Annotated in this window: 25 protein-coding genes; 14 read left to right on the top strand and 11 right to left on the bottom strand. The window is 59.9% G+C overall.

Features of this window, described 5'->3' with window-relative positions:
• The first annotated feature begins 135 nt into the window (after positions 1-135).
• Genes AABM55_RS06715 through AABM55_RS06700 form a run of 4 tightly spaced genes read left to right on the top strand, consistent with a single transcriptional unit; the run spans position 136 to position 2639 of the window.
• Positions 136-444, top strand: coding sequence for a DUF2282 domain-containing protein (locus AABM55_RS06715; RefSeq protein WP_054596015.1), 309 nt, complete (start codon positions 136-138; stop codon positions 442-444).
• A 25-nt stretch (positions 445-469) separates the two neighbouring features.
• Positions 470-1360 (top strand): DUF692 domain-containing protein, encoded by an 891-nt coding sequence (locus AABM55_RS06710; protein WP_347930000.1) that lies wholly within the window; start codon positions 470-472, stop codon positions 1358-1360.
• A complete protein-coding gene (locus AABM55_RS06705; protein WP_347929132.1) occupies positions 1357-2130 on the top strand; it encodes a DNA-binding domain-containing protein in 774 nt (257 codons plus the stop codon). Before AABM55_RS06710 ends, AABM55_RS06705 begins: the two co-directional genes overlap by 4 nt.
• Positions 2127-2639, top strand: coding sequence for a DoxX family protein (locus AABM55_RS06700; RefSeq protein WP_347929131.1), 513 nt, complete (start codon positions 2127-2129; stop codon positions 2637-2639). The genes AABM55_RS06705 and AABM55_RS06700 overlap by 4 nt, the downstream gene beginning before the upstream one ends.
• Before the next feature lie 16 nt (positions 2640-2655).
• On the opposite strand, the gene AABM55_RS06695 is transcribed toward AABM55_RS06700, so the two are convergent.
• Positions 2656-3564: a LysR family transcriptional regulator gene (locus AABM55_RS06695; protein WP_054596011.1), complete on the bottom strand. Its 909-nt coding sequence runs from the start codon at positions 3562-3564 to the stop codon at positions 2656-2658.
• A 104-nt stretch (positions 3565-3668) separates the two neighbouring features.
• Between AABM55_RS06695 and AABM55_RS06690 the strand changes: the two genes are divergently transcribed.
• The 3 genes from AABM55_RS06690 to AABM55_RS06680 all read left to right on the top strand — a co-directional run bounded on the left by AABM55_RS06690 (position 3669) and on the right by AABM55_RS06680 (position 6762).
• Complete coding sequence (locus AABM55_RS06690) at positions 3669-4268, top strand: short chain dehydrogenase (protein WP_054596010.1); 600 nt, start codon at positions 3669-3671, stop codon at positions 4266-4268.
• Positions 4269-4362: 94 nt separating this feature from the next.
• Positions 4363-5037, top strand: coding sequence for a COG3650 family protein (locus AABM55_RS06685; RefSeq protein WP_103315448.1), 675 nt, complete (start codon positions 4363-4365; stop codon positions 5035-5037).
• 111 nt (positions 5038-5148) lie between these two features.
• Positions 5149-6762, top strand: coding sequence for an NAD(P)/FAD-dependent oxidoreductase (locus AABM55_RS06680; protein WP_103315449.1), 1614 nt, complete (start codon positions 5149-5151; stop codon positions 6760-6762).
• A gap of 115 nt (positions 6763-6877) precedes the next feature.
• Here the strand turns inward: AABM55_RS06680 and AABM55_RS06675 are convergent, their stop codons facing one another.
• Positions 6878-7972 carry a PLP-dependent cysteine synthase family protein gene (locus tag AABM55_RS06675; protein WP_054596007.1) on the bottom strand — a complete coding sequence of 365 codons (1095 nt, stop codon included), beginning with the start codon at positions 7970-7972 and terminating at the stop codon, positions 6878-6880.
• Between the two features lie 283 nt (positions 7973-8255).
• Here AABM55_RS06675 and nhaA point away from each other — a divergent pair, with 283 nt between their 5' ends.
• Positions 8256-9443, top strand: coding sequence for a Na+/H+ antiporter NhaA (gene nhaA, locus AABM55_RS06670; protein WP_347929130.1), 1188 nt, complete (start codon positions 8256-8258; stop codon positions 9441-9443).
• Between the two features lie 126 nt (positions 9444-9569).
• Here nhaA and AABM55_RS06665 read toward each other — a convergent pair whose 3' ends face one another.
• A complete protein-coding gene (locus AABM55_RS06665) occupies positions 9570-10034 on the bottom strand; it encodes a glycine zipper 2TM domain-containing protein (protein ID WP_054596005.1) in 465 nt (154 codons plus the stop codon).
• 168 nt (positions 10035-10202) lie between these two features.
• On the opposite strand from AABM55_RS06665, the gene AABM55_RS06660 reads away from it, so the two are divergent.
• Positions 10203-10439 carry a hypothetical protein gene (locus tag AABM55_RS06660; RefSeq protein WP_054596004.1) on the top strand — a complete coding sequence of 79 codons (237 nt, stop codon included), beginning with the start codon at positions 10203-10205 and terminating at the stop codon, positions 10437-10439.
• A 5-nt stretch (positions 10440-10444) separates the two neighbouring features.
• Here the strand turns inward: AABM55_RS06660 and pdxH are convergent, their stop codons facing one another.
• The 5 genes from pdxH to dinG form a co-directional block, all read right to left on the bottom strand.
• Positions 10445-11092 carry a pyridoxamine 5'-phosphate oxidase gene (pdxH, locus tag AABM55_RS06655; RefSeq protein ID WP_054596003.1) on the bottom strand — a complete coding sequence of 216 codons (648 nt, stop codon included), beginning with the start codon at positions 11090-11092 and terminating at the stop codon, positions 10445-10447.
• Between the two features lie 39 nt (positions 11093-11131).
• Positions 11132-12157 carry an OmpA family protein gene (locus AABM55_RS06650; protein WP_054596002.1) on the bottom strand — a complete coding sequence of 342 codons (1026 nt, stop codon included), beginning with the start codon at positions 12155-12157 and terminating at the stop codon, positions 11132-11134.
• A gap of 143 nt (positions 12158-12300) precedes the next feature.
• Positions 12301-13446, bottom strand: coding sequence for a serine hydrolase domain-containing protein (locus tag AABM55_RS06645; protein ID WP_054598257.1), 1146 nt, complete (start codon positions 13444-13446; stop codon positions 12301-12303).
• 139 nt (positions 13447-13585) lie between these two features.
• Complete coding sequence (locus AABM55_RS06640; RefSeq protein WP_347929129.1) at positions 13586-15988, bottom strand: beta-galactosidase; 2403 nt, start codon at positions 15986-15988, stop codon at positions 13586-13588.
• Positions 15989-16083: 95 nt separating this feature from the next.
• The gene (gene dinG / locus AABM55_RS06635; RefSeq protein WP_019692164.1) at positions 16084-18228 is read right to left on the bottom strand and encodes an ATP-dependent DNA helicase DinG; all 2145 of its coding nucleotides are present in this window, start codon (positions 18226-18228) and stop codon (positions 16084-16086) included.
• Positions 18229-18327: 99 nt separating this feature from the next.
• Between dinG and AABM55_RS06630 the strand changes: the two genes are divergently transcribed.
• Positions 18328-18792, top strand: a complete 465-nt coding sequence (locus AABM55_RS06630) for a CopD family protein (RefSeq protein WP_054596000.1) — start codon at positions 18328-18330, stop codon at positions 18790-18792.
• A gap of 186 nt (positions 18793-18978) precedes the next feature.
• On the opposite strand, the gene AABM55_RS06625 is transcribed toward AABM55_RS06630, so the two are convergent.
• Together AABM55_RS06625 and AABM55_RS06620 are read right to left on the bottom strand one after the other, a co-directional pair.
• A complete protein-coding gene (locus AABM55_RS06625) occupies positions 18979-19737 on the bottom strand; it encodes a hypothetical protein (protein WP_103315455.1) in 759 nt (252 codons plus the stop codon).
• A complete protein-coding gene (locus AABM55_RS06620; protein ID WP_347929128.1) occupies positions 19730-20008 on the bottom strand; it encodes a DUF1145 domain-containing protein in 279 nt (92 codons plus the stop codon). The genes AABM55_RS06625 and AABM55_RS06620 overlap by 8 nt, the downstream gene beginning before the upstream one ends.
• A gap of 253 nt (positions 20009-20261) precedes the next feature.
• Between AABM55_RS06620 and AABM55_RS06615 the strand changes: the two genes are divergently transcribed.
• The 4 genes from AABM55_RS06615 to AABM55_RS06600 are packed head-to-tail and all read left to right on the top strand — an operon-like array spanning position 20262 to position 21986.
• A complete protein-coding gene (locus AABM55_RS06615) occupies positions 20262-20759 on the top strand; it encodes a DUF6231 family protein (protein ID WP_054595997.1) in 498 nt (165 codons plus the stop codon).
• A 4-nt stretch (positions 20760-20763) separates the two neighbouring features.
• Positions 20764-21240 carry a YchJ family protein gene (locus AABM55_RS06610; protein WP_054595996.1) on the top strand — a complete coding sequence of 159 codons (477 nt, stop codon included), beginning with the start codon at positions 20764-20766 and terminating at the stop codon, positions 21238-21240.
• 45 nt (positions 21241-21285) lie between these two features.
• Positions 21286-21771: an LEA type 2 family protein gene (locus AABM55_RS06605; protein WP_054595995.1), complete on the top strand. Its 486-nt coding sequence runs from the start codon at positions 21286-21288 to the stop codon at positions 21769-21771.
• A gap of 5 nt (positions 21772-21776) precedes the next feature.
• Positions 21777-21986: an SEC-C metal-binding domain-containing protein gene (locus AABM55_RS06600; protein WP_007906737.1), complete on the top strand. Its 210-nt coding sequence runs from the start codon at positions 21777-21779 to the stop codon at positions 21984-21986.
• 118 nt (positions 21987-22104) lie between these two features.
• Here AABM55_RS06600 and AABM55_RS06595 read toward each other — a convergent pair whose 3' ends face one another.
• Positions 22105-22662, bottom strand: a complete 558-nt coding sequence (locus AABM55_RS06595; protein ID WP_347929127.1) for a cysteine hydrolase family protein — start codon at positions 22660-22662, stop codon at positions 22105-22107.
• Positions 22663-22733 lie beyond the last annotated feature (71 nt).

Here is a 22733-nt window from a genome sequence, read left to right as displayed (position 1 = left end):
GCCGTGCTCCTACAGGATTGTGTCGTGTACAAAAGTTTTTTCACACGCGCTGTAACGAACTCGAATGACCTTTCTCTAGAGGGGTAAGCAAGCACCAACGCTTACTTGAACCCACCCCTCGTTTGGAGAAACACCATGACTGCTACCACTCGCACCCTGTCCGCCGCCGCCCTCGCCCTGGCCTTGGGTTCCGCCCTGAGCATCGCGGCTCTGCCGACCACTGCCCACGCCGCAGCCACTGACATGGAAAAATGCTTTGGCGTCGCTATGAAAGGCAAGAACGATTGCGCCGCAGGTGCAGGCACTACCTGCGCGGGCACCTCGAAAATCGACTTCGAGAGCAACCACTTCAAACTGGTGCCAAAAGGCACTTGCGAGAAGACCGCCAGCCCGACCTCACCGACCGGCTTCGGTCAAATGGCCGCCTACAAAGCCAAGTCGTAATCCCTCCTCTGCCTGAGTGTTGATGATGACCACTTCAGCGCTGCACAACGTACATCCTCACACTCAGGCATTGGCGTCCGAGCTCCCGCCCCGCGCGGGGCTGGGGCTCAAGACCGAGCACTTTGGCGCAGTACTCGATACTCGCCCGGACATCGGTTTCTTCGAAGTCCACGCCGAAAACTATATGGTGGCCGGCGGCCCGTTTCATCATTACCTGGGTTTGATCCGCGAGCAGTATCCGCTGTCGCTGCATGGCGTCGGTCTATCGATCGGCGGCGAAGGCCCGCTGAACTCCGAGCACCTTGCCCGGCTCGCCAAACTGATCGAACGCTATCAACCCCAATCCTTTTCCGAACACCTGGCCTGGTCGAGCCACGGCCCGGTGTTTCTCAATGACCTGCTTCCATTGGCCTATAACGAGTCGACACTGCAGCGTGTCTGCGAGCATATCGACCAGGTCCAGCAGCATCTGAAACGCCCCATGCTGCTGGAAAACCCGGCGACTTACTTGCAGTTCCAGCGCTCCAGCATGGAAGAAACCAGCTTCATCTCTGAAGTCATTCGCCGCACCGGCTGCGGCTTGCTGCTGGATGTGAACAACGTCTACGTCTCTTGCATCAATCATCAGCGCGATCCCTTGGCCTACATCGACGCACTGCCGTTGCATGCCGTGGGCGAGATCCATCTGGCCGGATTTGCCGAAGACACTGACAGCCTCGGCGATCGCCTGCTGATCGACGATCACGGTGCCCCCATCGATAACGCTGTGTGGACGCTGTATACGCAAGTTCTTGAGCGCGTCGGGCCGGTGGCCACGCTGATTGAGCGCGACAATCAGGTGCCGGCATTTTCCGTGCTGCTCGCCGAGGCCCGTCAAGCCGATGAATTGCTGGGTTGCACCGGGATTCGCCGATGAGCACTCAAGCCGATTTCGCCGCTGCCCTGCTTGATCCTCGACGGCCCTGCCCTGACGGTTTGTTCAGCGCCAACGGCGCAGACCCGGAGAGCCGCTTCGCGGTGTACCGCAACAACGTGCAGAGCTCGTTGATCAACGCCTTGACCGACAGCTATCCGGTGGTTTCACAGTTGGTCGGTGATGAGTTCTTCCGGGCCATGGCCCGATTTTATGTGCGGGACTTCCCACCGACCAGTGCGCTGATCAACGACTACGGCAGTGACTTCGCCAGTTTCATCGAGCACTTTGCGCCGGCCGCTTCAGTGCCGTACCTCGCAGATGTTGCGCGCCTGGAACGCTTGCGGGTAATGGCCTATCACGCAGCGGATGCCAATGCCGTCGAGCCTGCACGGATTGCTGCTGCGCTGGCTGCTCCCGAAGCGCTCGCACAGCTACATATTCATCTGCATCCCTCAACGTTCACGCTGAGTTCGCCGTACGCCACCGTTGCGCTATGGGCTGCCCACCAGACTGACATACCGCCCCGGAACCTTGAGCCGTATCACCCGCAAAACGCACTGGTGCTGCGCAATGGCCTGGAGGTCGAGGTCTTTGCGATCGATGTCGGCACTGCGACCTTCATCCACAGCCTGCAAAACAACCACCCTCTGGGGCAAGCGGTCGCCGATGCCCTGAACGCCGCACCGGCGTTCGACCCGAGTCAGTGCCTGGCGCTGCTGATCGGCCACAACGCCATCATCCACTTGCAACACGACAAGGTATCGCCATGAACACCCGCACCGAACACCCGAACGCAATCACCCACTTGATCGAACGGATCATCGAACTGTTCGAGAAAATCCCCCACAGCCTGATCGCCTTCGTTGCACGTTTCTCCATTGCCGCGGTGTTCTGGAAGTCCGGGCAAACCAAGGTCGAGGGCCTGGCCATCGACCTGCTCGACGGCACCTTCCAGCTCGGTATTCCGCGCCTCGCGGACTCGACCATTCCGTTGTTCCAAAGCGAATACCATGTGCCGCTGCTGTCCCCGGAACTGGCGGCGCACATGGCGGCCTTCGCCGAGCATTTCTTCCCGATGCTGATCCTCGTCGGCTTCGCTACACGTTTTTCGGCCCTGGCGCTACTGGGGATGACGCTGACCATTCAGACCTTTGTCTACCCGGACGCCTACCCGACTCACGGCACCTGGGCGGCCGTTTTGCTGTACCTGATGGCCAGAGGTCCGGGCATGCTATCGATCGATCACCTGATCGCCAAACGTTACGCCGCCAAACGCTAAGCCCTTGTAGCAGCGGTTACAACCGATCCAGCGCTTCGCCGCTGCGCTTGAACCACCTCATCAGGTAGTCGGCCAATACTTGCGTGCGCTTGGGCAAGCCGCCCTGATACGGATGCACCAGATACATCGGCATGCTGCGGGTCTGATAGTCGCGCAGCAGCCAGCGCAAACGGCCATCGGCCAATTCAGCCTGGAGCAAGTAAGAAGGCAGGCGCGCGATCCCCGCATGAGCGAGCGCAGCCTTCTTCAGCAGGTTGTAGTGGTTGCTGGCGAACGGCCCCGAGACCCGCACCCGCAACAGTTCATGTTGCTGGTGATACAACCACTCTTCCCGGCCGCTGTAATGGCTGTTGAGCAGGCAACGATGATCGGCCAGGTCCGCTGGCGTCTGCGGCTCACCAAACTGCTCAAGATAAGCCGGGCTGGCGCAGGTCATCTCGTGCCAGGCCAACAGTGGTTTGGCGACCATTCGCTCGTCGTTGGCCACCTCTGAACGAATCGCCAGATCGAAGCCATCCCGTGACAAGTCGCGGTAACTGTTGTTCAGCTCAAGTTCGATCTGCACGTCGGGGTACTCTCGGGAAAACTCCAGCAGCAACCCATCGAAAAAAGTCTCCCCCAGCGACACCGGGACCGTCATCCGAATCGGCCCTGCCATATCGTCCTTCAAGCGTGCCAGGGCTTGTCGCGCCCGCTCTACCTGAATCACCAGCGCCTGCGCTTGCGGCAACAACGCCGCACCGGCCGCCGTCAGGCTCAAACGCCGTGTGGTTCGCTGCAACAGCACTACGCTGAAACGTGTTTCCAGCTGACTGATGCGCTTGGACAACTGCCCCTTGCTACACCCCAGTTGCTGCGCTGCCAGCGTGAAACTGCCGGCCTCGATCAACACTGCAAACGCCGCCAGATCATCCATTTCGCTCATGGATTGTTTCCATTTGAAAACCAAAGGTTGCCCATTAGCACGCTTATCAATAAAAAAAACCACACTAAACTGAAACCACATTCACCCACTTGAGGATTCGCACGATGAAAATTCTTTTGATTGGAGCCTCCGGCACTGTCGGCTCGGCCATTGACCGGGAACTGTCCCAGCGCCACAAAATCATTCGTATCGGTCGCAAGAGTGGTGACTTCCAGGTCGATATCAGTGACAGCGCCTCGATCCACAAGCTGTTCGAACAGACCGGCAAATTCGATGCACTGATCTGCGCCGCCGGCAGCGTCAACTTCGTACCGCTGGCGAACATGACTGAAAAAGACTTCGAACTGGGCTTGCGAGACAAGCTGATGGGCCAGGTCAATCTGCTGTTGATCGGCCGGGATTTCGCCAACGACGGTGCGTCATTCACCTTCACCACCGGCATTCTCAGCCACGATCCGATTCGTACCGGCAGCTCGGCGTCGATGGTCAACGGTGCCCTGGACAGTTTCGTCCGTGCGGCAGCGATAGAGTTGCCACGCGGTCTGCGGATCAACTCGGTCAGCCCTAACGTACTGGTTGAAGCCATGGGCAGCTACGCACCGTACTTCCGCGGATTCAAACCGGTCCCAGCCGCCGATGTGGCGCTGGCCTACGCGAAAAGTGTGGAAGGCCTGCAGACTGGCCAGATCTACAACGTCGGCTGAGAGCAAGGCGTTTTACAGGAGGGCAGGTGCACTGCAGGGTTGTGATGAGCGGTCAGCCTGAGTAACGTGGCGGCACTTGTCTGGAGACCCAACGATGCGTGCTGCCCGTTCCCTGATGTTTGTCGCCCTGCTTCCTGTATTCGCCGGTTGCCAGTTGCTGCAGAGCCAGCCTGAGAAACCGTCCATGGCGGGCCTGTCCCGCATGCAGGGCGAACTCAGCATGGCCAACGGCAAGCTGATGTTTCAGCCGTGCCAGGAAAACAAGCTATATGTCGTCAATGACACCGGCAGCACCAGCATCCTGCAGGAAGCTGCAACGCTGGCGGGCGCGCAGCACAAGATTTTCGCTGACGTGCGCGGCCGGGTTGCCACTGGCAAATCAGCTGATGCAGGTGCCCAGTTCGACGTGCAGCAGCTATACCGCGTCGAACGCTCGAGCGCGGCCTGTGAAGACCCCAACTTCCAGCGGCTGATCCTGCGTGCCAGCGGCACTACGCCCGACTGGAACGTCAAGGTCAACACCAAGGGCATGGTGATCGAGCGCGCCGGCCAGCCAGCGTTGGCCTTGCCGTTTCTGGAAGAACAACTCGGTGACGGGCGTTTCAGCCTCAGTAGCGAAGCCAATGACCAGCACGTTGAACTCTGGATCGCACCACAACGCTGCGTCGACAGCACCCGTGGCAGCGTTCAATTCATGAGCGCCGAGTTGCGGGTCAACGGCCAGGTACAACGTGGCTGCGCGTATTTCGGCGGCTCGCGTAACGACTGATTCGACAGGATGCTGTTTTAGCCTCACCGGAACGGGCCGTTGAGGCTTATAATCGCCGGTTTGTGAAACGCCTTTGGCGCAGTTGTGCGCCCCCGCGAACCGGACCCCGTCATGTTACGAATCACCGAACTCAAGTTGCCGATCGACCATCCCGAAGAAGACCTGCGGCCAGCCATCGTGCAGCGCCTGGGCATCGCCAGTGATGACCTGCTCGATTTCACCTTGTTCAAGCGCAGCTACGACGCGCGCAAAAAATCTTCCGAACTGTGCTTCATCTACACCATCGACCTTAGCGTGCGCGATGAGGCGAAATTGCTGCACAAATTCGCCGATGACCGTAACGTCAATGCGGCGCCGGATGTCAGCTACAAGGTCGTTGGCCAGGCTCCGCAGGATCTGAGCCAACGGCCGATCGTGGTCGGTTTCGGCCCGTGCGGGATTTTCGCCGGGCTGCTGCTGGCGCAGATGGGCTTCAAGCCGATCATTCTTGAGCGCGGCACAGAAGTGCGTCAGCGCACCAAGGACACCTGGGGTCTGTGGCGCAAAAGCGTGCTGAATCCCGAGTCCAACGTGCAATTCGGTGAAGGCGGCGCGGGGACATTCTCTGACGGCAAGCTGTACAGCCAGATCAAGGATCCCAAGCACCATGGCCGCAAAGTCCTGCACGAATTCGTCAAGGCCGGCGCACCGGAAGAGATCCTCTACGTCAGCAAACCGCACATCGGTACGTTCCGTCTGACGGGCGTCGTCGAAAACATGCGTGAGCAGATTCGCGCGCTGGGCGGTGAAGTACGCTTCCAGCAAAAAGTCACTGACGTGCTGATCGAAGACGGCCAGTTGACCGGTATCGAGCTCGCCAGCGGTGAACAGATCCACTCGAAACACGTGATTCTTGCCCTCGGCCACAGCGCCCGTGACACCTTCCGCATGCTCCACGGTCGTGGCGTGTTCATGGAAGCCAAGCCGTTTTCGGTAGGTTTCCGTATCGAACACCCGCAATCGCTGATCGACAGCGCGCGCCTGGGCAAATACGCCGGTCACCCGAAACTCGGTGCCGCCGACTACAAACTGGTGCACCACGCCAAGAACGGTCGTTCGGTCTACAGCTTCTGCATGTGCCCGGGCGGCACCGTGGTGGCGGCGACTTCCGAGCCGAATCGCGTGGTGACCAACGGCATGAGCCAGTATTCGCGTAACGAACGTAACGCGAACTCCGGGATTGTTGTGGGCATCACCCCGGAAGTCGACTATCCGGGCGGCCCATTGGCCGGGATCGAGTTGCAGGAGCGTCTGGAGTCCCACGCCTTTGTGCTGGGTGGCAGCAACTACGAAGCACCGGCGCAACTGGTCGGCGATTTCATCGCAGGCAAGCCGTCGACGGCGCTGGGCAGCGTCGAACCCTCCTACAAACCCGGGGTTGCACTGGGCGATCTGGCGCTGGCGTTGCCGGCGTTTGCCATCGACGCCATTCGTGAAGCCTTGCCGGCCTTCGAGAAGCAGATTCGCGGCTACTCGCTGCACGACGCGGTGCTGACCGGGATTGAAACCCGCACCTCTTCGCCGCTGCGGATCACCCGTAACGAGTCGATGCAGAGCCTGAACGTCAAAGGCCTGTTCCCGGCCGGTGAAGGCGCCGGTTATGCCGGTGGGATCCTGTCGGCGGGTGTCGATGGTATTCGCATTGCCGAAGCGGTGGCGCGGGATATTCTCGGCATCGAGGCCTGACCGAAACCCTGTAGGAGCAAGGCTTGCCCGCGATGAAGTTGACGCGGTCTTCCCGTAAGACCGCATTATCGTTCATCGCAGGCAAGCCTTGCTCCTACGGGGACAGTGCCTGGTTTTAGATACCGGCGCGCAACACGCTGGTCGGCAGCGGCTCACCGCGCTCGGCACTGCCCACAACGGCCGCGATCAGTCCACTCAGCTCATACCCCTGAGCCTTCAGCCAGTCCTGATCGTAATAGGTGGTCGCGTAACGTTCGCCGCCATCACACAGAATCGCCACGATCGAGCCACTCTCCCCCGCTGCCACCATCTGCTGCCCCGCCATCAAGGCGCCGATCAGGTTGGTCCCGCTCGAGCCTCCCACATGCCGGCCCAGACGCTGCGCCAAATAATGCATGGCCGCCAGCGACAACGCATCCGGCACCTTGACCATCGCATCGATGACCTTAGGCAAGAACGACGCCTCGACCCGCGGCCGGCCAATGCCTTCGATCCGCGAACCGCAATCCAGACGCAAGCTCGCGTCGCCGGTCTGGTAGTACTCGAAGAACACCGAACGCTCGGCATCGGCACACAACACGCGGGTGCAATGCTGGCGATAACGCACGTAGCGCCCCAGAGTGGCCGTCGTACCGCCGGTGCCAGGGCTGGAAATCAGCCAGCTCGGTTCAGGATGACGTTCGAAACGCATCTGCTGAAAGATCGACTCGGCAATGTTGTTGTTGGCTCGCCAGTCAGTGGCACGCTCGGCATAGGTGAACTGGTCGATGAAATGGCCGTCGTGTTCCCGGGCCAAGCGCTCGGACTCGGCGTAGATCTGTGTCGGATCCTGCACCAGATGGCTTTTGCCACCGTAGAACTCGATTTGCGCAATTTTTTCCCGGGAGGTCGTGGCCGGCATCACTGCAATGAACGGCAAACCGAGCAAGCGCGCGAAATACGCCTCGGAGATCGCCGTCGAACCGCTGGACGCCTCGATCACCGGTGCTCCCGGCTTGAGCCAGCCGTTACACAGCGCATAAAGGAACAGTGAGCGCGCCAACCGATGCTTGAGGCTACCGGTGGGATGACTGGACTCATCCTTGAAATACAACTCGATGCCCGGCAATCCCGGCAGTGGCAAAGGGATCAGGTGCGTATCGGCGCTGCGCTGGAAGTCGGCTTCGATGATCCGGATGGCTTCGCGAGCCCACTGACGGTTGTCGCTCATGGTCTTTTTCTCATTGAATCGAATAGGCGTAGGAAAACCTGGCGGTGACAACAGGCAATGGATTGACCTTGTCGAAAGGCTCAATCAACAAGCTTAGGAAAAAACCCGCATAACGCACAGGTACAGCTGAGGCCCAATACGCCAACCAACTGCTAGGCTCAGGCCGGGCCCGGGAGACATCGTTGTAACGGCATATAACAAAAAAGAATATAACTTTTGTTTTAACAACTAACCGTACGGGTTAGGGTGGTCCACCTTTTGAATCGATAGATGGAGAGCGACCTTGCCTCTGCGTAGCACTTTCACGCGTTTCTTTCAGTTGGAAGCTGCCAGCGGTCTGTTATTGATTGCCGCTGCAGCTCTTGCCCTGATCATCAACAACTCACCGCTGTCCTGGCTCTACAACGGCCTGCTGGACACTCCCGTGGTCGCCCAGATCGGCGCCCTGAAAATCGCCAAGCCACTGTTGTTATGGATCAACGACGGCCTGATGGCGATGTTCTTCCTGTTGATCGGCCTTGAGGTCAAACGCGAAATCCTTGAAGGCCATCTGTCCAAACCGTCGCAGATCGTCCTGCCGGGCGCAGCGGCCATCGGCGGCATGGTCGTGCCGGCGCTGATCTACTGGTTCCTCAACAAAGACAACCCGCCAGCCCTGGGTGGTTGGGCGATCCCGATGGCCACTGATATCGCCTTCGCCCTCGGCGTGCTCGCCTTGCTGGGCAAGCGTGTGCCGGTCTCGCTGAAACTGTTTTTGATGACCCTGGCGATCATTGATGACCTGGGTGCAATCATCGTCATCGCGATCTTCTACTCCGGCGCATTGTCGACGCTGTCGTTGATGCTGGCCGCAGCCTGTCTGGTGGCGCTGGTGGCGATGAATCGGCTAGGCGTGGTCAAGCTCGGCCCCTACATGATCATTGGCCTGATTCTATGGGTGTGTGTACTCAAGAGCGGTGTCCACGCCACGCTGGCCGGTGTGACCCTGGCGTTCTGCATTCCGCTACGCACCAAAAACGCTGAACCGTCACCGTTGCTGAGCCTGGAGCACGCGCTGCACCCTTGGGTGGCCTTCGGTATCCTGCCGTTGTTCGCTTTCGCCAATGCCGGTGTTTCACTGGCTGGCGTTAACCTTGAGAGCTTCACCCACCACGTACCGATGGGCATTGCTGCCGGTTTGCTGCTGGGCAAGACCGTTGGCGTCTTCGGCCTGACCTGGCTCGCCGTGAAGATAGGCATCGCAGCCCTCCCCGCTGGCGCCAATTGGGGCCAGGTACTCGGCGTGGCAATCCTCTGCGGTATCGGTTTCACCATGAGTCTGTTTGTCGGTTCCCTGGCCTTTGTGCCGGGCAGCAGCGAATACGCCGGCATGGACCGCATGGGCATTCTCACTGGGTCGATCCTCGCCGCATTGATCGGTTATGCGGTGACCGCAGCAGCCAGTCGCAAGAGCATCAATAGAGCGCCCTGAATAGCCGGATTTATTACTGAGTTCACACAGCCGAGGTGTGCTGTAGTGGTCTAACAAAACAATCAGCCAAAAACACAAAACCCCGACCAGTTACCTGATCGGGGTTTTGTTTTAACCGCGTAAAACTTAGTGCGAAACGCGGCTGGTGCCACCGACGGTGGAGATACGCACGCGTTCACCAACGCGGAATACTTCGTTTGGCTGAACTTCCTGAACGTAGGCGCGCATGCTGCCGTCGTCTTCGCGAACGGTGATTTCCACGCCTTGGGTACGGGTCGCGCCTTCTTCGATGGCAGAACCCGCCAGACCGCCAGCCACAGCGCCGATCACCGCAGCGACGATGCTGCCTTTGCCACCACCCACGGAGCTGCCGGCAACGCCGCCAACGGCCGCACCGGCTACGCTGCCGATCGGGGTTTTGGTGCCTTCGATTTTCACCGGACGCAGGGACTCGATAGTACCCATACGGATCGTCTGCACCCGACGTGCTTCGTCACGGGAGTAGGAGTCACCGGTCAGGCTCGATTGGCAACCGGTGAGCAGCATCGCCATCGTAGAAAAAGAAGCAACCAGCAAAACAGACTTACGCATAGCATCAACTCCAAAGGACAGGTATTCATTAAACTCCGCAGCTTGACGCCTGTCACGGCACTGCCCGGATAAAATTGGTTTCATTCAGGTGCAGTACAGTCGCACTTGAGAACTCATCACACAGTAGCGCCAAATTCCAGAATCTGCGCCATTGCACCAAGGATTTCCATGGATTACTTCATCATTGTCGCCACCACCGTTGCCGGACTGTACTTCCATTGGTGGCTGTACGTGCGGATCAAACGCTGGATGGACCGTGATCTGGCGCTGGCACTTGCCGGCAATGACGAGCGGAAAAAGGCGTTCATGCTGCAACAATTGGCTATTGCCCGGCAGCAGAATATCAAACGTCGGGACCTGCCACAGTGGCTGGAGGCGGCGGCTGCCACCTACCCCACTGTGTAGCCGGTTTACGGTGCCAGGCGCTCGCGACTCCAGTCCGCGCCTTGCAGACGATAGTTCAGACGGTCATGCAAACGACTCGCCCGACCCTGCCAGAACTCGATGCGTTCTGGCAACAAACGATAGCCGCCCCAATGTTCCGGGCAATGCGGCTGGCTATCGCTGAAGCGCTGTTCAGTGACTTTGAGCAGCCCTTCCAGCTCGGCACGATCGGCAATCACCTGACTCTGCGGAGACGCCCAGGCCCCCAGGCGACTGCCCAGCGGCCGTACCTGGAAATAGGCATCGGACTCCTGCGGCGTGACCTTCACCACTCGACCCTCGATACGCACCTGGCGCTCCAGGGTCGGCCAGAAGAAGGTCATGGCAGCAAACGGATTGCCCGCCAGCTGCTGCCCCTTGGCACTGTCGTAGTTGGTGAAGAAGGTAAACCCCTGATCATCAAGCCCCTTGAGCAACAGGATTCGGCAATGCGGGCGACCGTCCTGATCAACCGTGGCCAGGGTCATGGCATTCGCCTCGACCGGAGGTTGCTCGGTATTTACCGCCTCGGCAAACCACTGATGAAACAGCGCGAATGGCTCGGCCGGGGCCTGAGCCTCGGTCAAACCATCGCGAGTGTAGTCACGACGCATATCAGCCAAAGTCCGGGGCATAGCGTTTTCCTTGTGCTTGATCAGTCAGTTGCTGGCCGATTACTGGCCGCTGGTGCTTTTTGCCGCTGTATCCGCTTTGGCTGCAGCTGCTGGCTTCTTGGCCGGCTGTTTTTTGGCCGGAGCTTTCTTCGCCGGAGCCTTTTTCGAGACAGCGCCTTTCTTCTTCGACGTTGCTTTTTTCGTGGCCACGGCTGGTGCTGCGGGCTTGACGGGCTGCGCTGCAACCATTTCCACCGGTGGTGGGGTCGGCTGGCTGTATTTGTTCAGCAATGCCAGCATGGTGGTGCGCTGGGTCAGCATGATTTCCACGCGACGGTTCAAGGCACGGCCCTGGGCGCTGTCATTGGCGGCGCGCGGCATCAAGCTGCCCATGCCACGCAACATCAGACGATCACGCTTCAAGCCACTGAGGCTGAAGATCGACGCAACGGAAGTCGCACGGTCCTTGCTCAGTTGTTGAGCGTCGGAAGTTGTGCCCACAGCGTCGCCGTGGCCAAGTACCAGGACGGCAGCCTGGGTATCGGGCTCAACCAGCTTGGCGATCTTGGTGAACTGCCCCAGGGACGACGGCAGCAGCATGGCTGGACGTTTCGGGTTGAAAGAGTCATCCACTGGCACTACGACCACCAGCACATTCTCACGACGTTCAACCTGCATATGGCCGTCCTGGACCGCAGACCGCAAGCGTGGCTCGTAGCTGTCCAGCCAGGCCTGGGTGATTTTCGGATCAGGCATCGGCACATCTTTGATGTCGGCCTTGGTGATGGCTTTTGGCTGGTCGCCGAACGGCCACCACCATTTGCTTTCGCTATCGGCCTTGGCTGCTGCGGCAGCTGAAGAACCTGGAACTGCAGCCGGGGTGGTTGGCGCGGCAGCACTTGCAGTCGATTTGGCCTTCGCGGCTGCAGCGTCTTCAGCGGCCTTCGCGTCCGGTTTGGCAGCGGCTTTGTCCGAACCGGAACCGAATGACCACCAGTGGGCCCCGTCTGCATCATTTTGTGGGGTTTGCGCGCAACCGGTAATGCTGAGACACAGTGCCAAGGCTAGAGATTTGTTCAGTGACATGGGGATATCCACAAAATGAGATAAGAAGCTGTGGGCCGCTACGACCCGTATAAAACAGACGCTTTGAAACTATAGAAGCCACAGGGTTCCGTCCTGCGACCATTGGGCAAGTTTTTTTCAAAAAAATGCCTTGAAGCTACCCTTTACAGACAGGCGGCTAAAACCCGCACAAGCTTCTGCGCACGAGGGTCCATCAACACATATGGCCCAAGGGTATTGGTCACAAAACCGAAGGCCACATCATGTTCCGGGTCAGCGAAACCGATGGAGCCACCAGCACCCGGATGACCAAACGCTCGAGGGCCGAGGCCAAAGGTCGCGTTGGGTACGTCCGGTTGATCGAGCATACAACCCAGACCAAAACGGGTCCGGGTCAGTAAAGTCTTGTCTTCGCCCAGGCTGTGCTCGCGAGTCAGTTCCTGGAGCATCTCGCTTTCCAGCAGGCTGCCATCGAGCAGACCGCTATAGAATCCGGCCAGGCTGCGGGCATTGCCGTGGCCATTCGCTGCCGGTTGTTGCATACGACGCCACTCCGGCTTGTTGGTACTGGTCATGATCGATGGCGGGTTGGTAAACGCCAGAGTGGTCATGGCCTTCGGCTCACGCATCGTCACTTGCAGCAAACGCTGCGCCGCCGCATCGCCGACATTGCCCTTGCCACGCGCGATGTGCGCCACGCGATGAAACTCTTCATCCGCCAGGCCGACATGAAAATCCAGCCCCAGCGGTCGCGCAACACGTGCCACGATCGACTCGCCCGGACCACGGCCATCGGCGCGTCGCAGCAGTTCCCCGACCAGCCAGCCATAAGTGATCGCCGCATAACCATGGCCTTCACCGGGCGTCCACCAAGGGGCTTCGGCGGCCAGCGCGTCGACCATGGTTTGCCAGTTATAGAGTGCTTCAGGGGGTAGCAACTCGCGCAAGGCCGGCAGACCGGCCTGATGGCAGAGCAACTGACGCAAGGTGATCGCCTCCTTGCCGGCAGCGGCGAATTCCGGCCAATACCTGGCGACCGGAATATCGAGCTGCAACTTGCCTTCGGCGACCAGTTGCAGGGCAGTCACTGCAGCAAAGGTCTTGGTGCAGGAGAACAGGTTGGCAATGGTGTCGCTGTGCCAAGCCTCGTGACCATCCTTGTCGGCAGTACCGGCCCAAAGGTCGACGACGGTTTCACCGCCAATTTGTATGCACAGTGCCGCGCCGCGTTCCTGGGGATCGTCGAAGAGTGCCGCGAAAGCTTCACGCACCGCTTCAAATTTAAGCTCGTAATGACCCTGAATCAGCACCCGTAACTCTCCGAAAAAACGTTTCGACACAATGACCTGCATTGTTCCAGCCCTTGAGCGATTTGGGAACAGGGGCGGGCTCGGCGGTTGCCGTAATCGTTAATAGGTCAGCGATCAAAAGATCAAAAGATCGCAGGCTTTAATGACCATTGGCGGAATGCCCACCTGCATGGCCAGCGCCCTGCCCTGCACCCTTGCTGGCGCGGCCTTTCTTCCCAACTGTGTCTTCATGACCGGCCCTGTCGGCTTTATCGGCCGCAGCCTTGGCCTTCTCGGCTTCTTTGCCGAGCTGATCGACGGCCTGCAAGTTGGCCTTGCGCACACTTTCGACAAAGCCCTGGAACGGCAGATCGGTGATCCCGACCAGACCGAAATGGCCGTTTTCACCGTCCAGCAGGCGACCGCTCACCGGTTGATCGAGGTACTGGAACCAATGCACGCCGACAATCGACGGTTCACTCACCGCTTGCTTGACGAAATTGGCGTAGGCCGGCCCACGGTCTTCTTCCTTCGCCAGCTCCGTTACTCCGCCCCAGAACGGACCGCGATCACGCGAACCGAAGTTGAACTCGGTGATCAGCACCGGTTTGTCCAACGCCTGTAGTTTGGCGAAGTCATAACCGTCCTGAGGTTTGAGCGTGTACATGTTGAAGCTCAGGACGTCGCAGTACTGCGCGCAAGACTCGACAGCCTCAGGTGTGCTGGTGGCAAACCGACCACCAAGCAGCAGGTGGTTGGGTGCGTGCCATTTCAGCGAATCGGCGATGGTCTTGAAATAGGTGTCGGCGAAAACTTTCTGGAAATATTTGAAGTCGGCTTCGATTTCCGGGTGTTCCGCACTTGGCAGCGGCGGCACGAACCCCGGGTCTTCCATCAATTCCCAGGCCGGCAAATCAATGCCCCAGGCTTTCGACAAGCCCGCCTGGTTACGGTATTTGTCCCGCAGTTGCTTGAGGAACGCCCGTTTGGCCGGCACGTCGGTGGTCATTTTCAAAGTACCGTACGCCAAGGCATAACGGGCCTTCGGGTCATCGCCGGGACCGGCCCAGGCCAGTTCGTTATCGGCGAAGTAACCGATAAGCCATGGGTCGTCACGGTGATCGCGTGCAGCAATGGCCACGGCACGCTCGGTGGCCATGGCGAAACGCGGGTCGAACGGGTCGGGCATGCCGCCCCACCAGTCGGTGCCGGTGCTGATGCTGGCGTAATCGCCAACGATGGACAGCGGCAAGGTGTACGGCACACGGTCATTCAAGCCCAGCGCCGGGGCGCTCCAGTCGCCGATGGTGTTGAAACCCCAGGCTTGCAGACGGTCGAGTGTATGGCCGGTCCAGCGTTTTTCGTCGAACGTGTGGGAGGTGCACGGGGTTGTGGCGGTGTCGGCCTTGGCTTCTTCGGCTTTGGCTTCATCAGCCTTGGTTTCACTCGTCACCGCACACGGTTGGCCATAAGTGCGCTGCAGGTTGGCACCGTAGAAGTCATACCAGCGACCGGCATTGAACCCACGTCCCTGATCGGCACCATTGCCATTGCGGTTGTCGCCTTCACCGTAATGGCTGGCCAATGGCTCGTCGTTAGCGGGCAACGACTCGAACATGGCTTCGCGCCCGGCGACGTAGGTCTGGCTGGTATCGGCGGTGACTGTATTGACTCCCAGGGAATAGAACGGGTGACCTTCCGGGGTCACCAGATACCAGCGACCGTCACGCTTTTCAGTGCGGAAGAAGCCACTGGCCTTGAACGCCGGGCCTTTGCTCCAGCCACCGAACGTGTCCAGGGACGAGCGTTTACGCTCGGCCAGCCAGGTTTTCAGTTGCTGTTGTTCTTTGTTTGCCGCCGCTTTGAGTTGCTCGTCGCTGGTGACTTTTTCCGGCCATTTCGCTCGCGTGGACTGACCATAAGCGTCCACTAACGAACCGTAGGCGGCCTTGACCACCGACTCGCCGTCCTGCACGCCAAAGCGCTCAAGCATGATGCTCTGGGCGACTTTTGGCTGATCCATCGACAGCGTCACCGACACCACCTGGCTGCGATCCAGTTCACCCGTGCTGCTGGTCAGCAATACGCGCTGGCCTTCGACAGTGATCGGCATCGGCGGCCCGGCTTTCAGGCCCTGGCTCAGTGGCGAACTCGGTGTCAGCGGAACCAGCAAGGTTTGCGCAGGCCCGGCCGGCAAATCGATGCGGCTGACCAAGGTCTTGCCGTCGTTACTCTGGATTTTCACGTAGAGCGTTACAGGCCAGTTCATTGCACTCTGGATACGCAAGCTCATGACACCAGACTGCGACCAGTCCCAGGCGCCGCTTTGCGGAGTCAGACGCAGGTTCGGTTGAGCCGCCGGGTTGAAGGTCACCCGGCGCAGCACTTCACCTTCGGCCGTTTGCTCTGCGTTGGACTGCGGCAGGCTGGCGTCCTGGGTCGCCACCTGGACCACATCGGCGGGCCGGACAAAGTTGAACAGCGTCTGTTGTCCGGCCGGAGCCGCCAGCAGTGGCGCAGCGAACATCAGGGCAAAAACAGCGGGTAACGAACGGCGAATCATATGAACCAGGTTCTCCCTAACGACCAGTGAACGGCCTGTGTGGAATCGGTAGTGGGGGGATAGACAACGAAGTGGGCGATTTCGCCCACCGTGTCTCAAGATATTTCGCGGCGAAACGGCGGCAGCGCGTTGAGGATAGCTTTGCCGTAGCGTTGCGTGACCAGACGCCGGTCAAGCAAAGTGATGGTGCCGCGGTCTTCTTCGGTGCGCAGCAGGCGCCCGCAAGCCTGAACCAGCTTGAGCGAGGCGTCGGGCACCGAGATTTCCATGAACGGATTACCACCTCGGGCTTCAATCCATTCGGCCAGCGCGGCTTCGACCGGATCGTCCGGGACCGAGAACGGGATTTTGGCGATCACCACGTGCTCGCAGTAAGCACCCGGCAAGTCGACACCCTCGGCGAAACTCGCCAGGCCGAACAGCACGCTGGAGTCACCGCCATCGACCCGCGCCTTGTGCTTGTTCAGGGTTTCCTGCTTCGACAGGTTGCCTTGAATGAACACTTGCTTGCGCCAGTCGCGGTCCAGGCCGTCGAACACGTCCTGCATCTGTTTGCGCGAAGAGAACAGCACCAGCGTGCCGCGCGAGCCTTCGACCAGTTCCGGCAGGTCACGAATGATCGCCGCGGTGTGCGCGGCCGCGTCCCGTGGGTCGGCGCGCAGATCCGGCACCCGCAGCACGCCTGCGTCAGCGTGATGGAACGGGCTCGGCACCACCGCCGTCACGGCCTTTTTCGGCAGACCGGCGCGCATGCGGAAACGGTCGAAGGTGCCCAGTGCGGTCAAGGTGGCCGAGGTCACCAGCGCACCGTAAGCCACATTCCACAGGTTGCGTCGGAGCATTTCCGCCGCCAGGATCGGGCTGGCGTTGACCTCGATATCGAACAGCGAACCGCTTTCGGCCAGGGTCAGCCAGCGCGCCATCGGCGGGTTGTCTTCCGGGTCTTCGGCGGTGAATGCGGTCCACAGCTCCCAGTTGCCCTGGGAACGGGACAGCAGGCTACCAAACAGCGGATACCATTCTTCGGCCTGATTGCTGGCGATGCCGATATTGACCTCGCCATCCATGCCTTCCTTGAGCAGCTCGGTGAGCCGGGTAAAGACATCGGTCAGGCGTGCGAAGCCTTTCTTCAGCTCGACGCCCATCTCGCGCATATGCTCGGGAATCACCCCGCCGACGAAACGATGACGTGGCCGTTCACGGCCCTCGACGTCTTCGCCGGGCTTGAATTCGGCAACCTGTTCGCAGGCAGTAAACATGAACTGCTGCTGGGTCTTGATCTCTCGGGCCAGCTCCGGCACTTGTTCGATCAGCTTGCCCAGATCGCCCGGCAACGGGTGCTGGGCCAGCAATTTGGTGAGGTTCTTGGCGGTCGTTTCCAGCCAGTCGGCGGTGGAACGCAAACGCGTGTAATGGGCGAAGTGGCCGATCGCCTTGTCCGGCAGGTGATGGCCTTCGTCGAACACGTAGATGGTGTCGCGCGGGTCGGGCAACACGGCACCACCGCCCAACGCCAGGTCAGCGAGGACCATGTCGTGGTTGGTGACAATCACGTCAACCTTGCCCATGCCTTCGCGGGCCTTGTAGAAGGCGCACTGACCAAAGTTGGGGCAATGACGGTTGGTGCACTGACTGTGATCGGTGGTCAGGCGCGCCCAGTCCGCATCTTCAAGGGCGGTGGACCAACTGTCGCGGTCACCGTCCCATTTATTGCCGGCAAGCTTTTCGATCATGCTGGTAAACAGCTTCTGACTGGCTTCATCGACCTCGATCTTGAAGCCTTCTTCTTCGAACAGCTGCGCGGTAGCGGTTTGCGCGTGACCTTCCTGCAACAACATGTCGAGCTTGGACAGGCACATGTAGCGGCCACGGCCCTTGGCCAGCGCAAAGCTGAAGTTCAGCCCGCTGTTACGCATCAGGTCCGGCAGGTCCTTGTAGACGATCTGTTCCTGCAGGGCGACGGTCGCGGTAGCGATCACCAGGCGTTTACCGGCAGCCTTGGCAGTCGGAATCGCCGCCAGGCTGTAGGCCACGGTTTTCCCGGTACCGGTGCCGGCTTCCACCGCGACAATCGCGGGGTCGCCACTGCGCCGGCCTTCGTCGTCGGTGTCGATGTCACCGAGGACCTTGGCAATTTCGGCGATCATCAGGCGCTGGCCGTAACGCGGCTTGAGGCTCTTGGCTTCGAGAAAACGCGAGTAGGCGCCCTGGATCGTGGTTTTGAGTTCTGTGCTGATCATGGATTGTCGGGCGCAAAAAACGCTGGATAAATTTTCAGTGGTTCGGATCGGCGGCTATCATACCCCGCTAATTAATCCCGCGCAGAACGGAGTACCCCAATGACACCTTTCGCCCTCATTTATACCCTGCATGTACTGGCGGCCCTGATCTGGGTCGGCGGCATGTTTTTCGCCTGGATGGTCCTGCGCCCCGCCGCCATGAAGGCACTGGAAGGGCCTGCGCGACTAAAACTGTGGGTAGAAGTGTTTCAAGGTTTTTTTGTCTGGGTCTGGGTCGCGGTGGTGATCTTGCCGATCAGTGGCGTCGGGCTGATTCATCTGCGCTTCAGCGGTTTTGAAACCGCGCCGCGTTACGTGCAGATCATGATGGGGTTGTATCTGGTGATGACCGCGCTGTTTATCCGCATTCAGGCGCTGAATCTGCCGGAATTGCGTAAAGCGGTGCTGGCCGAGGATTGGCCGACGGGTGCGGCGATGCTGGGCAAGATTCGGCGCTTGGTGGGGATCAATCTATTGCTGGGGTTGCTGCTGGTGGCGGTGGCCTCGGCTCGGCCGATGTTCTAGGGATAACGCAGCCCAGCAGGGCTTTTGTGGCGAGGGGGCTTGCCCCCGTCGGCCGGTCCGCGCTCGGGCGAAGCAGTCGTAAACCAGTCACCGCATGCATTCTGAAGGAACGGGAGCGCTGGTTCTGGGGCCGCTTTGCGACCCGGCGGGGGCAAGCCCCCTCGCCACAGGGGGACTCGCCAATTGTTACAACCGCTGTACCGTCACGGCACCTGCCGCCCCGGCAGGACCTGGCTGACCTTGCGCACCTGCACGACCGCTTTTACCGCCGTCGGCACGGTAGACGAAACACCCCTTGGCCTTTCCGCCTGCGCCGGGCTTGCCACCGGCACCCGCTACGCCGCCGGCGCCACCGTCGACCAGCACCTTGATCTGCTGGGCCGGGTAATCACGCGGTAATTCCACCCGGACCTGCGCACCCGGCGCCCCGGCATGACCATCGCCACCATTATCACCATCCGCCCCATGCCCGGCCTGGCCCCATGTGCAACCCGGCTCCTGGCCGTTGCCGCCATCGAGCCCCACGTAACCTGGCGCACCGGCGCCGCCACGGGCATCCACCGACAACTCGGGAGCATTCAGCGAGGCAATCCGCAGATTCAGGTTGCGCCCGGCGCGGGCGGCCTTGAGGTAAGTGCCGGGTGCGCCTCGCGAGGTGATCTGGCTGCCACTGGCAAGCTGCGCACGGCTGATATTCAGTTGCAGAGCCTGTTCGCTGGGGACAATGGCGATCCGTGCCTCGCGGCCCAGACGCAACTCGCCAACGCTCAATTCGGTCACGTTCGAGGGGATCAGCAGCGTGCCATTATCGGCGACTTCCAGGCGCTCCAACTGCAAGGTGCTGGCGGTATTGGGCAAACGCAGCAGCGAGTTGGTCTCGACCGTGACCACTTGAGCCATCGCCATCGGGCTGATCAAGGCGGCGAGCAGGCAGAGCTTACGCATGGCGAACCTCCCCGGCGGCAGGGGTTGCAAGGGTTTGCACATGGAAAATACCGACAATGAGGATCTGCCAGCGATCACGCCACGGATGAGCCCGCTCTTTAAGGTTGCGGTTAAAGAGCACCAACTCCACAACATGGGTCATCAGCAACAGACAGCCGATCAGATTGATCATCAAATGAAACGGACCGATCAACGGGCTGATCAGATTGACCAGCACCACCAGCCAGAACAACAGGGTCAACCCCTTCCCCAAGCCCCAAAGCACCTTCATGTACGCTCCCCGCAGATCATTATTCTTTGCACGCACAGTACCGACTTCCGCAACGGATAAGCCAGAGGCCAACGAAAATTCTTCTGAACGGGCGGTTTAGAGCGTCGCATCTGTCGATCAGCGGTCCATCACCCGTTCGACTCCACGGCTTTTCGCCGCGTATTTACGGCGGGCCTCACCATTGCCTGCAAACCACCTCTAGGCCCGCACGTTCGGGCAGGCTAGTCTTCGCACATCTGATTGAGGATCTTCGATGACCACAGGTATTTCTTCGCGCACGCCCCAGCAAGCACTCGCCGCCTTGCTCGACCGTTATGCGCCACAACGTCTGTTGCTGATCGGCGCCAGCGGCTTCCCGGCGCTCGAAGCTTTCAAGCTCGCGCACCCGGATGCCTGCGTCGCGCAAGTCGCGCCCGGCCCTCTGCCACCTGAGCTTGCCGCACAACGCTTCGACCTGGCGCTGGCACTCGACTGCCTTGAGCATCTGCCCAAACGCGATGGCCTGAACCTGCTCGGCGGGATTCGCAATCTCAACGCCAGCCGCATCGCGGTGCTGGCGGACCTGAAAGCCTGCGGCTGGCAAGAAACCGACTTCTTTTCCCTGGCACTGCAGGCCAGTGAACGCTTCCAGCGTGACGAACAGGTCCTGACACTGTTTACCTACGATCTGCTTGACTACAAACAAGTGCCTGACTGGCTCAATTCACGCTTCTGGGCCAATCCGGAAAACTTCGGAAAATACTGGTGGTAACACGATGAGTACGTCCATTTGCCCGTGCGGCAGTGGCACCCTGCTGGATGCCTGCTGCGGCCATTACCACGCCGGCCACCCCGCGCCATGCGCCGAAGCCTTGATGCGTTCACGCTACAGCGCCTATGTGCTGGGGCTGATCGACTATCTGGTGGCCACCACCCTGCCCGCCCAGCAGGCAGGCCTGGATCGTCAGTCGATCAGCGAATGGAGCGCGCAAAGCACCTGGCTTGGCCTTGAGGTGGAAAGCTCCGAGGTCTTCGGCGGCCAGCCCGAACATGCATTCGTCACCTTCACCGCACGCTGGCACGACAGCACCGGCGAGCACAGCCACCGCGAACGCTCATCCTTTGTGCAAAACGCCGGGCGCTGGTACTTCATTGACCCGACCGTGCAGCTCAAGGCCGGGCGCAATGATGCATGCCCCTGCGCCAGCGGGCAGAAATTCAAGAAGTGTTGTGCGAGTTATTTCACCGTTTGAGGCGATCTTTTGGGGCTAGACTGGGGGTCAAGGAGAAATACCACTATGACCCATCAGCAGCGCGCCTTACGAATTGTCACCCTGTTCATGTTCCTGAGCCTCGGTGGCTGCGCGTCCTGGTTCGCTGATGACAGCCTCGACCCACAAGTCCATCTGCTCAAAGTCGAAGTGGTGCGCGCCAAACTCCTTGAGCAGAAATTCATGCTCTACTTTCGCGTCGACAACCCCAACGACTCCGACCTTAGAGTTCGCGGCCTGGTGTACCGGATTCATTTAAGCGATTTCCTGCTGGCCGAAGGCGAGGCCAGCGAATGGTTCACCGTCGACCCGAAAAGCAGCAGCTATTTCCAGGTGCCGATCCGCACCAACCTCTGGCAACACCTGCGCGACGTGGTGAAATTGCTGAAGAAACCCGACCAGCCGATCCCCTATCGCCTGGAAGGAACGCTTCAAACCGGATTATTCATCGGCAATGACGTGCACCTGGCCAATAATGGCGAGATAATTCCCGGCGATTTTATTCCGGAGTAACCTCGATGACCCAGCAACCCCATGTCCATGGCCCTGACTGCAACCACGATCATGACCATCACGACCACCATGATCACGACCATGGCCATGTTCATGGCCCGAACTGCGGCCACGCTCACCAGGAGCCGGTGCGCAACGCGTTGAAAGACGTTGGCCGCAACGACCCTTGCCCATGCGGCAACGGCAAGAAGTTCAAGAAGTGCCACGGCGCTTGATGCGTTAACACAACGCATCCCCCCTGTAGGAGCAAGGCTTGCCCGCGATAGGATCGCCTCGGTATCTGAGGTATTACGCGTCATCGTTCATCGCGGGCAAGCCTTGCTCCTACAGGTTTTAATCAGTCATTAAAATATCTGTGGTGCGAACCACCGTCGCATACTCCCCGTGCAGATTGCCCAGCGACATGGCGTGCACCTCCTGCGCCGAATGCTTGTTGCCGAAGAAGTCGAGCTTGTCGAAGGTGTAGCAGGCGTCTTCCACGACCCAGGTTTCAAACCCCAGATTGCCCGCCGTACGCGCCGTGGACTCGACCGAGTTATGGGTCGCCACGCCGACAATGATCAGTTGCTCGATCCCCGCCTCACGCAAACCCGCTGCAAGCGTCGTCCCGCTGAACGCATCGGGGACCTGTTTCTGGATCACACACTCGCCCGATTGCGGCTCGAACCGTTCCTGAAACTCGACACCCGACTGCTGTGGCCAGAACACCGATTCCGGCGAGCGGGACAAATGCTGCACATGAATCACCGGCCGCGCCATGCGCCGCCATTCCCTCAACAACTCGGCCATCCGCTCCTCGGCGTGGGGGTTATTGCGTGGTCCAAGCCTGGGGTGATGAATGCCTTTTTGCTGATCGATCAGAATAAGCACTGCGTTTGCCTGAAGTTCCATGGCGAGTTATCTCTTGCACGGGTCATTGAATTTTCCACACTTGAGCATCACACCCTCCTCCAGGCAAGTCA

This window comes from Pseudomonas helvetica, assembly GCF_039908645.1.
GTDB classification, from domain to species: domain Bacteria; phylum Pseudomonadota; class Gammaproteobacteria; order Pseudomonadales; family Pseudomonadaceae; genus Aquipseudomonas; species Aquipseudomonas helvetica.
This window is presented reverse-complemented; position numbering and strand designations above follow the sequence as displayed.